Origin of the sequence: Marinibactrum halimedae (assembly GCF_021234875.1) — a bacterium.
Classification (GTDB): domain Bacteria; phylum Pseudomonadota; class Gammaproteobacteria; order Pseudomonadales; family Cellvibrionaceae; genus Marinibactrum; species Marinibactrum halimedae.
The window spans coordinates 259,975-274,077 of record NZ_JAJQVM010000001.1 but is presented as its reverse complement, the minus strand read 5'-3'; the positions used below and the strand labels follow the sequence as shown (position 1 = coordinate 274,077).

Below are 14,103 nucleotides of genomic sequence, written 5' to 3'. Positions count from 1 at the left end.
TTAACGAAAATAAAGTCACTTACCTTAGCTGAGAAATAAAGTCTGCCTTTTGCTCCTCTGAAAGTAACGACGCTAGTGCTACCATTCGCTTGACTAACATTGTCTGCTCAAAATCAGATAATTCACACTGACCTTCTTGCAATTGCTCCCACAACGCATCCATCGAAAACGGTGTGGTTTTTTCCATGGCTTCCGGTGTTTCAACTTTTAATAATTGCACCTCACCCGGGCCAACGGCTTTTGCATTCTCCAGCGCCTGTTGGCAGGCTAACATCAGTTTTACCGTATCAATTTGACTGCCTTTGGCATGTGTTGAAATGCCCGCAGACGCTTTAATAGCAACCTGCCTGCCACTCACTTTTAATTTAAAAGAATTCACTTTTGCCAACAAACGACGCGCAAGCCCAAGTACACCATCATTTTTGGCCATGGGTAACGACACAACAAATGTTGCCAAACCCAGTCGAGCTGCACTGTCTTCTTTTCGCAAACTCGCAGATAATAACTTAGAAATCTCTTTGACGATTAAATCCGTGGCTTTTTGCCCAAGGGCCTTATGAATTTGATCGAAATGATCAACCTCAAATCTCAGCATGGCAATGGTTTCACCATGACGATTCACAAAAGAAATATCTTTTTTTAATTGCTGGTTAAATCCTGCTTGATTGTACAGCCCTGTAACCGGATCAAGGTTAGAACTTTCTTGCAACGTATGATTAATTTTACGATAACTGGAATGGGCATCCGCACGAGCATTTAAAATCGTCGCAGTGAACGGCTTAGTTACGAAGTCTGTGGCACCAGCATCAAAAATCTGACGCTTAATATGTTCATCATCCGATGCACCCGTGATCACGATAATAGGCAAATTCCGAATTTTTTCATCATCGTGATGTCGGATTCGTTCTATCAAACCAATTCCGTCGAGCTCAGGCATTTTTAAATCTGTAAACACCACTTGTATGGTGGGATCTTTCATTAAAAAATCCCACCCTTGCTCACCATTTTCAGCAAACACCAAGTCAAAGCGTTCAGATAACATTTTCTTTGCCGTCGCTCTGACTATTCGAGAGTCGTCACAAATTAACAACCTCGACATTTGTGTATTGCTTTCTTTATCGTGCTCTAATGCCATAACATGTCCAACAACTTATCCGGATACAATTCGTACTTATTTATGCCCAATGGCACTGATGATGCCCACTGTTCTACCCAAGGTTTTCTTAGAACTTTTCTTCAAGCTCCTCTTCGCAGTGTAGTCGCACTTTACCTCCAACCATAACAAAAACAATGGCCATGCCAGTCATCAGCCGAACCTCATCCTAAAATGATGAAAAAATAGCCTTGACACAATTAGTGGCTTTAAGCCACAATTAGATCATCAATGATTAACCCGTAGACAGTTGAGGACAGACCTCAGCCATCTACCCCCCTTCACACAGTGAATGGGTTAACGTCACTCACAGCAAGGAGCTTGCTGATCATGTCAAATTCATATGATTTTTTGGTCTTCATCGGCCGTTTCCAACCTTTTCACCGAGGCCACTTGGCGGTGATTCAAGAAGGCTTACGCCATACTCAACAAATGATTATCCTCTGCGGCTCAGCACATCAGCCACGCACCACACGGAACCCATGGAGCGTAGAGGAAAGAATGGAAATGATTCGTGCCAACTTCACCGACAACGAAAATCAGCGCATTCACATCGCACCGTTGATGGACATCGTTTATAACGATGAAGCCTGGGTGCAAAATGTGCAAATGACGGTCAACGGTATTGTGGCAGCCCATTTTGGAGTCGTACACAAATCACCTAAAATTGGGCTTATTGGCCACAGTAAAGACCAAAGCTCTTACTACTTAAAGTTGTTTCCCCAATGGGCATCGGAGAGCGTCAAAAATTATGAAGGGATTAGCGCGACACCGATAAGAGAACGTATTTTGAGTACCTCAAGTATCGATCAATTTTTACAACACGATTCCATGGCTGATTTATTAAGCCCAAAAACTGCTGAAAAACTTGAGAGCATTTGCGTCGGGGACGAATTTCTGCAATTACAGGAAGAGCACGCATTTATTGGTCAATACCAAAAATCTTGGGAAAACAGCCCCTACCCTCCGACGTTTGTTACTGTAGACGGCGTTGTTATTCAGAGCGGGCATGTGCTTATGGTAGAGCGCAAAGCACGGCCAGGAAAAGGCTTATTAGCTTTACCTGGCGGGTTTGTTGATCAAAACGAAACTCTAGAAAACGCCTGCTTACGAGAGCTCAGAGAAGAGACACGGTTAAAAGTGCCCACGCCTGTATTAAAGGGTTCAATTCGCGCTCATCGAGTGTTCGATAATCCACATCGCTCAGCTCGAGGCAGAACCATTACCCATGCATTTTATTTTGAGCTTGCTCCCAATCAGCAATTGCCTAAAGTCAAAGGAGGTGACGATGCCAAACACGCGGTGTGGGTTCCTCTTTCACAATTAGACCCAAGACGCATTTACGAAGATCATTATTTTATTATTAAAGCCATTACTGGCCTGTAGCAAAATAAAAAACGTATGAACAAAGTTGACCAAAGTAAAATTAGAATAGAATTAATTAGGTACTGTTTTTAAATAAGATAAAACGGTATCTACAACGAAGACGCAAAGACAGACTTTGCGCACACGACTAAGACTGGAGGATTTCCATCATGAGCATGTTCGACAATATTATTTTAAATGCCGACTCTTACAAAGCATCACACTATCTACAATACCCACCCAATACTAGCCGGGTATCCAGCTATGTAGAGGCCAGAGGGGGCGAATTTAAACATGCCGTTTTCTTTGGGTTGCAAATGTTCATCAAACAAACCCTGATGACCCCAATTACCCATGCTAATGTCGATGAGGCTCAAGAGATTTTTCGTGCTCACGGCGTACCGTTTAACGCAGAAGGCTGGCGTTACATCGTCGACACACACAACGGCAAGTTACCCATTGAAATTGCAGCCATTCCCGAGGGAACAGTACTGCCTATTAAAAATGCCATGGTACAAGTGGTGAATACCGACCCCAATTGCGCTTGGCTAACCAGTTACGTGGAAACCGCGCTGCTCAGAGCCATTTGGTATCCCACCACCGTTGCCACACAATCTTGGCACTGCCGGGAAATCATTCGCCAATACTTGGACGATACCGCAGACAGCAGCGAAGGGCTGCCGTTTAAGCTCCATGACTTTGGTGCTCGCGGCGCCACCTCTGAGGAAGCCGCTGCGATTGGCGGTGCCTCTCACTTGGTGAACTTTATGGGTACCGATACCCTTAGCGGTATCATGGCTGCTCGCCGTTACTACAACGCGGATATGCCTGGGTTTTCTATTCCTGCCGCAGAGCACAGTACCATTACCAGTTGGGGACGAGAGAAGGAAAAAGACGCCTACGCCAATATGCTTAAGCAATTTTCAGGGCCCGAGAAATTAGTTGCTGTGGTTAGCGATTCTTACGACTTGTGGAACGCGATTGATACACTTTGGGGAGAAGAGTTAAAACAAAAAGTGCAAGCCTCTGGTGGCACTTTAGTGATTCGCCCAGATAGCGGTGATCCTGTTACCGTCGTTACTGAAACCATCGAACGCCTAATGAAAAAATTTGGGTATGAAGTCAATCAAAAAATTACCTGCTTGCGTCAGAGTTATACAAGGCGACGGTATTTCCATGCATACGATAGGCGCTATTTTAGAAACTATGAAACAACGTCGCCAAAGTGCGGAAAATATCACTTTCGGCATGGGAGGAGAGTTATTACAAAAAATTAACCGAGACACCATGCAGTTTGCCATGAAAGCCTCTGCCGCTATGGTGGATGGTTTATGGAGAGATGTTTATAAAGACCCCATTACTGACTCTGGTAAACGCTCTAAACGAGGCCGTTTGGCATTAATTCCTTATGATGGATCCGTCAAAACCATACGAGAGCAGGATTTAGGTGAACGAGAAAATTTACTAAGGACCGTATTTAAAGATGGAGAGCTCTTCATTGAGGATGACTTTGACACCATCCGTGCTAGAGCCAACGATACTCAGTTTATAAACTGACTCAATGAACCTACTCAATAAACCTACTCAATAAACCATGTTTTACTGAGCAATAACCCAAGCGCTTCTTTTTAGAAGCGCTTGGGCATTAAATCTATCATCACCTAAATTCTACTTCCAACTTTCGCCCTTTTCTCAATTTCATTTATTGAGATTAACAACTCTGTTCCCAGCATTGGTTTTCAGCATCACCAAGAGGATCATCTCCACCACCACGATCCCACCCTCGTAATCCCGTATTCGTCAATGCCAAAGTTCCATTCCCCTCCATACGACCACCTCCTATAGGCACTGCCGCCAAAATGTAAGTGTTGGCAGTTACCATACGCAGAACCAAATTGTACATTTTATTACCCCCATCCAAAGGGGCTTGAGTAGGAAAGATGGTCGGGGCTGTATCGGTTGTAATTTCATCCATTGAACCATCGGCTCCAATGTAAGTTCCATTATTAGTGAAGTGCCGCTCCATCGCCTGCGCGAAATTCATTAATGCCCCTTGAGCGTCCGCGCGACTGCTTTTATCAACATGAGATTGATACGACGGAAACGCTATGGCTGCCAAAATCGCCACAATAGCCACTACAATCATCACTTCTATGAGCGTAAATCCTCGTGCAGCCCTCGTAAATCTAATATCCAATAACCTAGTTCTCGACAGCATCATCGCCCCCTCACTGACTTATTGATCCACGCGACGTCGTACTCATGCGATGTGTGAGCAGAGTCAACGTTCGTCAAGATTCATTCAATTCAAACCTATTTGCACTATAGCACTTTTCTTTTAGGTCTCAGGGCGGCTTTAATGCCGAAAGGGTAGAAACAAAATGTTAAGATTGAAGCGATATAAACAACGCCTGGAAAGAAAATCTCGGTATAGGGAAAGAGAGCGACTTATAGCTCATAAGTTGGCAAATCTGCTGTCATACTAAAGGTACTTTTGGCGGGAATCACTCCACCCAATAAATCATGGTCGTTATGACTATCGACGGTGATTTGAACTTTTACTGATAAGACTTTACCCATATCGGTGATATGGCCTGGATTTTTAAAGGCATTAACGGACCCATCGCCATCAGAATCTTCCCCATACAATACATTTAACTCTGACACATTGGGAATCAGCTCAATTTGTGTTCCATTCTCCCCAAGCATAAGCGCGTAATGGCCATTCGCTCCTTCATCAATGAAATATGTCTTATCTCGGTATGATGAAGATAAAGCAGAATGCAGCGTCTCAACGTGTTTGATTTCCAAATCTGGTATCGCTTCAGAGACACTAACAAAATTTTGATTATTATCAGGAGAGACACTCCAATCCCTGTCATCAAAACGGGGGGAATTCTGAACAGAGGCCAATTCCAATTGCGGCTCGGAAAATATCGCTTTTGTTTTGCATCGTGCCGCCACATCACGGAAAACCAATCGATCCTGGTCACCACTCTCCAACGTTAATAACGTACTCATGTGACTTGCACTATTAGCAAAGTTATTAACATCAACAGAATTAATCCCATTGACGGAGTCATTGACATTGGGTGTAACCACTCCATTCACTGTAGAAGAATAACGATACGAATCATGTTTTTGCTGGCTTTCACCTTGATTTTCGCAATGGCCATCAACCACAACACTATTCAACTCCTGAGCAATTAACGCCAAGGCCAAACGGCCCGACTCTTGCGCATTCACTGACGTTTCTATACTACTGGAAAAAAGCTTGCCGCTATTAACGGACTTAATCGCACCCAATACAATAATCAGAAATAAAATGAGTGCGGCAGCAATATCAAGCACAGAAACTTTGGAATCATCTTTTAGCATTATTTTGGACTCCAATTGCAATTTGAATAGATGACTTAGAGAGTTAGTACAATAACCCTAGATTCAACTCCCAGAGATATCACTCCATAAATCAATAAAAATAGGGCGTCGCCCTATACATCAAAAACTTAAGCCTCCACCTCTTAGATATAAGAGGCGATGAAATATAAGGATTTAGGAATGTACGCCACTACATTCCCTGAGACTCAAGCCCATTTCGCTTTCTCAAAAAAAAACGAAGAACTTTCAGCTTTTGGGATACAGTTAGAAAAAAAAGGCTGATCAACTTCACTCATTGAAGTAACGTATTTCAGTATTCAATCCGCCTACGAAATACGTCAACCCCAAAAGAGTAGCGATAGAATGGAAAAGAGGTAAAGACAAAGTTTGCTTACAAAAGCGACTGACAAAGTATATGGGCTACACCCGTAACTCTACAGGAAGAGAAAAGCGAACATTTTCCTCTGTACCCTGTAATTCTTCAGGGGTCATACCCCCCAAGTCTTTTAATGTGTTAATTACACCTTGAACAAGCACCTCAGGCGCAGAGGCACCAGCGGTGACACCAACCCGTCGGACATCGGTAAACCACGATTGATCGATGGAGGTAGCGTCATCCACCAGAAACGACTTAGAGCCACATCGCTCCGCTAACTCACGTAAACGGTTTGAATTGGAAGAATTCACTGAACCAACCACCAATACAAGATCGCACTCTAATGCCAATTGACGGACCGCATCTTGACGATTTTGCGTGGCATAACAAATATCATCTTTTTTAGGGCCACGAATATTAGGGAAAGTCTTTTTCAGTGCGTCTATCACAATGGCAGTATCATCCATAGACAGCGTCGTTTGAGTAACATAAGCCAATGTGTCAGGGTCTTTTACGACCGAGGCCAACGCTTCTACATCACTCTCGTTTTCCACTAAATACATTTGGCCACCAGCACTGTGGTCGTATTGGCCCATGGTACCTTCGACTTCAGGGTGGCCATTGTGACCAATCAATACACACTCTTGGCCATTTTTACTGAACCGAAGTACTTCCATATGCACTTTGGTCACAAGCGGACAAGTGGCATCGAATACCTTCAAGCTACGATTTTTTGCCTCATCCTGTACCACACGAGAAACCCCATGAGCACTGAAAACTACAATTTTATCATCTGGCACTTCGTGTAATTCATCCACAAAAATAGCGCCACGATCACGGAGGGAATCAACCACAAATTTGTTATGAACGACTTCATGACGAACGTAGATGGGGGCCCCAAATACATCCAAAGCACGATTTACAATATCGATCGCTCGATCTACGCCCGCACAAAAACCTCTTGGGTTCGCTAATTTAATTTCCATGATTAATAATCGCCTCCGCAGTAAAAATTGAAGATGACTTAACTGCTCTCACTCAAGTTAACAATTTAATGCGTTGTCACTGGAGCAATGTCAATAATTTCTACTTCAAAATGAATGTCTCGCCCAGAAAGAGGATGATTGAAATCCACAAACACAAACTCTTCATCAAAACTGCTTACAACGCCGGGCAATTCAGCGTTTTGAGCATCCGCGAAAGACAATACCAAGCCTTCTTCCATCTCAATACCAGGATCAAACTCTTCTCGTGGTATCTCCTGAATATTTTCAGGATTTCTTTGACCAAAGCCATTTTCAGGTTTAATTACTAACGTTTCTTTGGTACCAGGGGCCATACCAAATAAAGCGCGCTCAAACCCCTCAAGTAGATTACCGTCACCCACATCAAAAGTAGCGGGCTCGCCACCAAAAGTGGAATCAACGACCTCGCCATCTTCCAGTTTCAGCGCAAAATGCAAAGTTACCCTGGTTCCAGGGCCAATGGTTAAATCACTCATATAATCTTAGGTATTCTCTTTCGTCACCGACGAACAAAATGAAAATAGTCTCTCAATGCTCGTCGTTTATTAAATGCGGTCTTAAATGGGTAAAAACAAATACGTAAACAATGTACGTAAAAACAAGTCAATGAGACTGCTGGGCATCTTTTTCGGAACTTTTTATCCAGAACAGATCAATAATCAACATCATGGCGCCACCACTGATGGCCATATCCGCAATGTTAAAAGCCGGCCACGCATGCTCTTCATAATGAAAGACAATGAAGTCTACGACATACCCTAGAACCACACGATCGTATAAATTACCAATCGCCCCCCCTAAGATAAGCGCCAGCGCAAGTGGCTCCCAACGTTTGTGAGCCTCAATGCGGGCAATCCACACCACCAGTACACTACTAACGACAGCCGCAATGATGCCAAAAAACCATCGTTGCCACCCACCTGCATCACTTAAGAAGCTAAATGCAGCGCCATAGTTGTGCAGCAAAGTAAAATTGAAAAACGAGGTAAACACGACTGGCTCTCCGTATTGCAGAGAGGCACTCACAGCAGCCTTACTCCACTGATCGAGGCCAATGACCACAAGAGCAATGGCATACCACAACCAAGTTACTTTGGAAATTGACAACCCAGATCCAGCTTTCATCAAAGCCATTATGCAAAAGACCTCTTCTCACCTTCGCCTTCTATATTATCCACACAGCGCTGACAAATCTCTGGGTGATCTGGGTTCGAGCCAACATCTTCGCGGAAGTGATAACACCTTACGCACTTCTTCCCTGCGGCTTTCTCAACAGTAACACTCAAACCAGAAAGCTCTGAAGGTTCCGCATCATTGGCTTCACTCAAACGTTTAAGTGAGGCTTTAGAGGTAATCAACACAAAGCGCAATTCATCACCCAATGATGCTAATACATCATACAAATCACCATCCGCAAACAAAGTTACCTCGGAGTTTAATGAGCCACCAATAACGCCTTCATTACGCTTAGCTTCCAGAACCTTATTCACGGCCACTTTTACATCTGAAATCTGCTCCCAATATTGAAAGTCAGTATTCACTTGAGGCAAGGAGATCCACTCTGCGGTAAAGATAGTCGAATCACGTTCGCCGTGTGCTGGTGCCGGCATAGACGCCCAAACTTCCTCGGCGGTAAAGCTTAAAATGGGTGCCACCCAACGCACCATCGCCTCAGCAATGTAATACAAGGCCGTTTGGGCTGACTTACGCGCCAAGCTATCGGAACCTGTTGTGTAAAGACGATCTTTGATGATATCTAGGTAAAAACCGCCCATGTCCACCACGCAGAAGTTATGCAACTTCTGATAAATCAAATGGAATTGATAGGCGTCATAATCCTTGATAATGGATTCTTGCAATTGCACCGCTTTTGCAATGGCCCACGCATCTAAAGAAAGCAGTTCATCGTCAGCGACCAGATCAGCGGTGGCATCAAAACCATCCAAGTTGCTAAGCAAGAACCGAATGGTGTTACGAATACGACGGTAGGAGTCTGCGGTACGCTTGAGAATTTCGTCAGATACGCTCATCTCACCACTGAAATCTGTGGCGGAAACCCACAAACGCAATACATCTGCACCCAGCTCGTTAAACACTTTCTGAGGTGGGATGACATTACCAATGGACTTAGACATCTTACGGCCATCCTGATCGACCGTGAAACCATGGGTTAGAACGGCTTTGTAGGGCGGCTCATTATTGATGGCCATTGAGGTTTTTAAGGATGATTGGAACCAACCTCGGTGCTGGTCAGACCCTTCAAGATAAAGGTCTGCCGGGAAACCCAGTTCTTCACGGGCTTTCATTACAGCAAAATGGGTAACCCCTGAGTCAAACCACACATCAAGAGTATCGGTAACTTTACTGTAAAATTCAGCCTCCTCACCCAATAACTCAGCTGGCTCTAAATCGAACCACGCATCCATACCCTCTTTTTCTACCCGCTGTGCCACCGCCTCAAACAATTCAGCCGTCTTAGGGTGCAGTTCTTGAGTCTCTTTATGCACAAATAACGTGATGGGCGCTCCCCAAGTCCGCTGACGCGAGATACACCAATCTGGACTGTTCGCCACCATAGACTCAATCCGTGCCTTGCCCCAACCTGGAATCCACTCTACCTGGTCGACCGCATCGGCCACCATTTGTTGCAAGTTATTTTGCTTCTGGCTTACAAACCATTGAGGGGTCGCTCGGAAAATTAATGGTGACTTGGTCCGCCAACAATGAGGGTAACTGTGCGTGATTTTGCCCGAGCATAAAAGGTTATTGTGCGCTTCTACTTCAGCGATGATTTTTTCATCCACTTTGTAAACATGCTCACCCGCGAACTTCTCAACAGACTCGCGATAGAGGCCATTATCATCGAGATAATTCAGCGTACCAATGCCGTATTTACGCCCTACATTAAAGTCATCAACACCATGATCTGGTGCTGTGTGAACACAACCTGTACCCGCATCGGTAGTCACATGATCACCCAAAATAATGGGCACTTGGCGATCGTAAAATGGATGATTTAACGCGAGATTCTCAAGCTTGGCGCCGGTGACCGTACCAACAACTGCGTAATTTTCGATACCGGAACGGGTCATCACTGATTCGTAAAGCGCTTCGGCCATTAACAAACGTTCTTCACCCGCTTGTACAACCACATACGGTAAATCCGCATTTAAGCTTACGGCTTGGTTAGAAGGCAGTGTCCAAGGTGTGGTCGTCCAGATCACAACCGAAATACGACCACAACCCTCCAATTCCTCCATCACAGAAGACAATGCCTTTTCATCAGCTACGGGAAACTTCACATCAATGGAAAATGACTGTTTATCTTGATATTCCACTTCCGCTTCCGCTAGGGCAGAGCCACCCACAACTGACCAATAGACCGGTTTAAATCCTTTTTGCAGATGGCCATTTTCAGCAATCTTACCCAACGCACGAATGATATCGGCCTCAAATTGCTTGTTCATGGTGAGGTAGGGGTTACCCCAATCACCCAATACGCCTAAACGAATAAAATCCTTCTTTTGGCCTTCCACCTGTTTGGCAGCGTACTCACGACATTTTTGACGGAAGGTTTTCATATCGACCTTCACACCCGCTTTACCCACTTTCTTCTCAACGTTGTGCTCAATGGGCAAACCGTGACAGTCCCACCCTGGGATGTAGGGTGCATCAAAACCACTTAACGTCTTTGACTTGATAATAATGTCTTTCAACACTTTATTTACCGAGTGGCCAATATGAATATCGCCATTAGCGTAAGGAGGGCCATCATGCAGGATAAACTTATCTCTGCCTGCGCGCGCATTACGCACTTGTTGATATACTTCTTCACTTTGCCACTTTTTCACAAAACCCGGCTCACGTTGAGACAAGTTTGCTTTCATCGCAAAGGACGTTTTAGGTAAATTGAGCGTCGATTTATAATCAGTCATAAGTATCTTAATTACTGTGTTACCGGCTCACTGGCCGTATCTGAGAAATAATTCTGTGCTGCATCGATATCCGCAGCGATTTGTGCTTGCAAAGCCTCCAAGGATTCAAATCGCTTTTCATCTCGCAGTTTGTGCTTAAATTCTACTTTCAATGCCTTTCCGTATAAGTCACCCTGAAAGTTCAACAGATGCACTTCCAAAATGGCCTTACCATCGCCGTCTACCGTCGGGCGCACTCCCACATTCGCCACACCATAATGGGTCTGCTGGGTTTTTTGAAGGGTGTCATAACAGGTCGCCACAACAGCAAACACACCTTTAAGCGGAGACCGGAAGCGATGCAACTCAACATTGGCGGTCGGCGCATTCAATTTACGACCGAGCTGTTTACCATAACCAACTCGACCGGTAATCGCGTAAGGTTTTCCTAATAGCTCTTGAGCAAGTCTAAAATCAGCCTGATCCAACACTTTGCGAATTCGCGTGCTACTGACACGCTCACCGGCCATTTCAAACGTAGGAGTATCACTCACAGAAAATCCGAAGTGTTCCCCCTGCTGTTGGAGGAAGGCGTAGTCGCCGTTTCGATCACAACCAAAACGAAAGTCATCACCCACAATCAAATGCTGTACACCCAAACCCTCCACCAAAACCGTTTCCACAAACGCCTGAGCAGATAATGACCGTAAGGATTTATTAAACTGCAAACAACACACGCGATCGATGCCCGCCTCAAACAATGCACTGACTTTTTCACGAAACCGCATCAACCGTGCGGGTGCTCGTTCACCAATGAAAAATTCGTGAGGCTGTGGCTCAAAAGTCATAGCAACAGATGGTACGCCTCTGGCTTTGGCACTTTCGATGACCTGTTGAATGATGGCTTGATGCCCCAAATGCACCCCATCAAAAGAGCCGATCGTTACCACTGACCCTTGATGACAAGGTCGAAAGTTATGCAGCCCACGAATTAGACATTGTTTAGGTAAACATTGCTCGGAATTTGTCATCGACATATGGGCGTCCTACAACACCATCGGCCTTGAAAAGGCGGCGATTATACATGATCGAAGGCTTTCCAAGCCATACACATTCAACAGCGGCCCAACCAAACGTCGAAATTTTAATCATTACATCGATGATGGTCGTAAGTGTCTCAATCGGAAACCGGTTAAAAACAAGCCCGACACATAAGCAATGGCGCCAAGCACACACATCAACAGCAGTTGAAAGACTCTGTCAACCACGCTCATGGTGAGCCAATCTCCGGCTAGCGACAACCCAATAAAAAGCACAAGAACCATTGCGGCATTGGCAACCAACTGCTGAAGAATCACGCGCATCCATCCAGGCCTCGGTATATACACCCGGTCTCGACGCAACCCTTTTAGCAACAACACTGCATTAATAAATGCAGAAGCAGAGGTGGCCAATGCCAACCCCACATGACCCAAATTAAACCAGAAGTACAAAGGCGCGACGAAAATGACGTTCAACACCATATTACTCACCATCGCAACAATGCCTATTCGAACTGGAGTAGCGGTGTCTTGCCTTGCAAAATAGCCCGGCGCCAATACTTTGATCAGCATAAATGCCAGCAAGCCCAAGGCATACGCACGTAAACTCCAGCAAGCCATATGGATATCATGGGTGGTGGTTTTTCCATAATGAAATAAGGTCGTCAGAATGGCCTCCCCCAAAATGATTAACGCCATTGCCGCAGGCACAGCAATCAAAATAATCATACGCAGCGCCCAATCCAATGTGCTGGAAAATCGCTCCGGTGATTCACTGGCGTGCATTCGAGAAAGATTGGGTAAAATCACGGTACCAATCGCCACCGCAAACACCCCCAGCGGTAGTTCAGAAAGACGATCTGAGTAATACAGCCACGACACACTGCCGGTTGGCAAAAAAGACGCGAGCACGGTGTCTAACAGCAAATTTAGCTGGCTAACAGACACGCCAAAAATAGCAGGACCCATTAATTTTAAAACGCGCCTCACTCCCTCATGCCCCCAATTGACGGCGGGCCTTGGTAACAATTGCAACTGAGCAAGAAAAGGCAGCTGAAACACCAGTTGAATAACACCCGCAACAAACACCCCCCACGCCAGTGCAAACACCGGCTCATCAAAATGAGGGGAAATAACAATAGCCGCTGTAATCAGACAAACATTCAACCAGATAGGTGTAATCGCAGGAATATCAAAACGATCGTAACTATTCAAAACCGCGCCCGCAAATCCCGTCAATGAAATCAGCATGAGATAAGGAAAAGTAATGCGAACAAGATCTGTAGTTAATGCCAGTTTACTATCATCACCAGAAAACCCTGGAGCAAAAATCAAGGCAACAATGGGCGCACCAACCACTGCCAGAAAGGTAAACAAGGCCAATACCAGCCCTAAGTTCCCAGCAACATAATTTATGAAAGCTTTAACCTCATCATGCGCTCCCTTTTCTCGGTATTCGCTGAGCACAGGGACAAACGCCTGAGAAAAGGCCCCCTCAGCAAATAAGCGTCGAAAGAAATTAGGGATTTTAAAGGCAACATAAAAAGCATCAGCGCCCGCTTCTGCACCAATAAATCTTGCAAACGCAACATCTCGCACCAGGCCCAGTATGCGAGAAAGCATAGTCATTACACTGACGACCGTGCTTGAACGTAAAATTCCCGATTGTTTTTTAATCGAATCAGGTTGGGACGACTTATCTGATGGATCCAAAGGGCTATACTCCTCGCATACGTCTCTTAGCCAGTGCCTTGTAATGATCAGTGCATTTTTTCGACATTCCTCTTATGTGTTATCGAGCAACGCAAAAAATGATGCGGTTGTGCAAAAAGCGAGTTTACCCTAAAGTCTT

General features: G+C 44.9%; 12 protein-coding genes. 3 read left to right on the top strand and 9 right to left on the bottom strand.

The genetic code is table 11. The features are described from left to right. Positions 1-19: 19 nt before the first annotated feature. A complete protein-coding gene (locus LU351_RS01210) occupies positions 20-1,135 on the bottom strand; it encodes a GGDEF domain-containing response regulator (RefSeq protein WP_232592165.1) in 1,116 nt (371 codons plus the stop codon). A 348-nt stretch (positions 1,136-1,483) separates the two neighbouring features. Here LU351_RS01210 and LU351_RS01205 point away from each other — a divergent pair, with 348 nt between their 5' ends. The 3 genes from LU351_RS01205 (at position 1,484) to LU351_RS01195 (ending at position 4,075) form a co-directional block, all read left to right on the top strand. Next, a complete protein-coding gene (locus tag LU351_RS01205; RefSeq protein ID WP_232592164.1) occupies positions 1,484-2,539 on the top strand; it encodes a bifunctional nicotinamide-nucleotide adenylyltransferase/Nudix hydroxylase in 1,056 nt (351 codons plus the stop codon). A gap of 149 nt (positions 2,540-2,688) precedes the next feature. Next, complete coding sequence (locus LU351_RS01200) at positions 2,689-3,795, top strand: nicotinate phosphoribosyltransferase (RefSeq protein WP_232592163.1); 1,107 nt, start codon at positions 2,689-2,691, stop codon at positions 3,793-3,795. Next, positions 3,725-4,075 carry a hypothetical protein gene (locus LU351_RS01195; protein WP_416053921.1) on the top strand — a complete coding sequence of 117 codons (351 nt, stop codon included), beginning with the start codon at positions 3,725-3,727 and terminating at the stop codon, positions 4,073-4,075. The genes LU351_RS01200 and LU351_RS01195 overlap by 71 nt, the downstream gene beginning before the upstream one ends. A 154-nt stretch (positions 4,076-4,229) precedes the next feature. Here LU351_RS01195 and LU351_RS01190 read toward each other — a convergent pair whose 3' ends face one another. From LU351_RS01190 to murJ, 8 genes are all read right to left on the bottom strand, one after another. Further along, on the bottom strand, positions 4,230-4,739 hold the full coding sequence (locus tag LU351_RS01190; protein ID WP_269783214.1) for a type IV pilin protein: 510 nt from the start codon (positions 4,737-4,739) through the stop codon (positions 4,230-4,232). 227 nt (positions 4,740-4,966) lie between these two features. Beyond that, positions 4,967-5,896: a PilW family protein gene (locus LU351_RS01180; protein ID WP_232592162.1), complete on the bottom strand. Its 930-nt coding sequence runs from the start codon at positions 5,894-5,896 to the stop codon at positions 4,967-4,969. A 420-nt stretch (positions 5,897-6,316) separates the two neighbouring features. Continuing rightward, a complete protein-coding gene (gene ispH / locus LU351_RS01175; RefSeq protein ID WP_232592161.1) occupies positions 6,317-7,258 on the bottom strand; it encodes a 4-hydroxy-3-methylbut-2-enyl diphosphate reductase in 942 nt (313 codons plus the stop codon). A 65-nt stretch (positions 7,259-7,323) separates the two neighbouring features. Then, entirely contained in the window at positions 7,324-7,773 is a 450-nt protein-coding gene (locus LU351_RS01170) for an FKBP-type peptidyl-prolyl cis-trans isomerase (protein ID WP_232592160.1), read from the bottom strand. A gap of 127 nt (positions 7,774-7,900) precedes the next feature. Continuing rightward, positions 7,901-8,422: a signal peptidase II gene (gene lspA / locus LU351_RS01165; protein ID WP_232592192.1), complete on the bottom strand. Its 522-nt coding sequence runs from the start codon at positions 8,420-8,422 to the stop codon at positions 7,901-7,903. 8 nt (positions 8,423-8,430) lie between these two features. Then, positions 8,431-11,232: an isoleucine--tRNA ligase gene (ileS, locus tag LU351_RS01160; RefSeq protein WP_232592159.1), complete on the bottom strand. Its 2,802-nt coding sequence runs from the start codon at positions 11,230-11,232 to the stop codon at positions 8,431-8,433. A gap of 11 nt (positions 11,233-11,243) precedes the next feature. After that, complete coding sequence (ribF, locus tag LU351_RS01155) at positions 11,244-12,248, bottom strand: bifunctional riboflavin kinase/FAD synthetase (protein ID WP_232592158.1); 1,005 nt, start codon at positions 12,246-12,248, stop codon at positions 11,244-11,246. Between the two features lie 114 nt (positions 12,249-12,362). Beyond that, positions 12,363-13,964, bottom strand: coding sequence for a murein biosynthesis integral membrane protein MurJ (gene murJ, locus LU351_RS01150; protein WP_269783213.1), 1,602 nt, complete (start codon positions 13,962-13,964; stop codon positions 12,363-12,365). Positions 13,965-14,103: the final 139 nt, after the last annotated feature.

Excerpts from the sequence above, each read along its gene's own strand:
- LU351_RS01210 (WP_232592165.1), bottom strand. The coding sequence starts at position 1,135 with ATGGCATTAGAGCACGATAAAGAAAGCAATACACAAATGTCGAGGTTG.
- LU351_RS01205 (WP_232592164.1), top strand. The coding sequence starts at position 1,484 with ATGTCAAATTCATATGATTTTTTGGTCTTCATCGGCCGTTTCCAACCT.
- LU351_RS01200 (WP_232592163.1), top strand. The coding sequence starts at position 2,689 with ATGAGCATGTTCGACAATATTATTTTAAATGCCGACTCTTACAAAGCA.
- LU351_RS01195 (WP_416053921.1), top strand. The coding sequence starts at position 3,725 with ATGAAACAACGTCGCCAAAGTGCGGAAAATATCACTTTCGGCATGGGA.
- LU351_RS01190 (WP_269783214.1), bottom strand. The coding sequence starts at position 4,739 with ATGATGCTGTCGAGAACTAGGTTATTGGATATTAGATTTACGAGGGCT.
- LU351_RS01180 (WP_232592162.1), bottom strand. The coding sequence starts at position 5,896 with ATGCTAAAAGATGATTCCAAAGTTTCTGTGCTTGATATTGCTGCCGCA.
- ispH (WP_232592161.1), bottom strand. The coding sequence starts at position 7,258 with ATGGAAATTAAATTAGCGAACCCAAGAGGTTTTTGTGCGGGCGTAGAT.
- LU351_RS01170 (WP_232592160.1), bottom strand. The coding sequence starts at position 7,773 with ATGAGTGATTTAACCATTGGCCCTGGAACCAGGGTAACTTTGCATTTT.
- lspA (WP_232592192.1), bottom strand. The coding sequence starts at position 8,422 with ATGAAAGCTGGATCTGGGTTGTCAATTTCCAAAGTAACTTGGTTGTGG.
- ileS (WP_232592159.1), bottom strand. The coding sequence starts at position 11,232 with ATGACTGATTATAAATCGACGCTCAATTTACCTAAAACGTCCTTTGCG.
- ribF (WP_232592158.1), bottom strand. The coding sequence starts at position 12,248 with ATGTCGATGACAAATTCCGAGCAATGTTTACCTAAACAATGTCTAATT.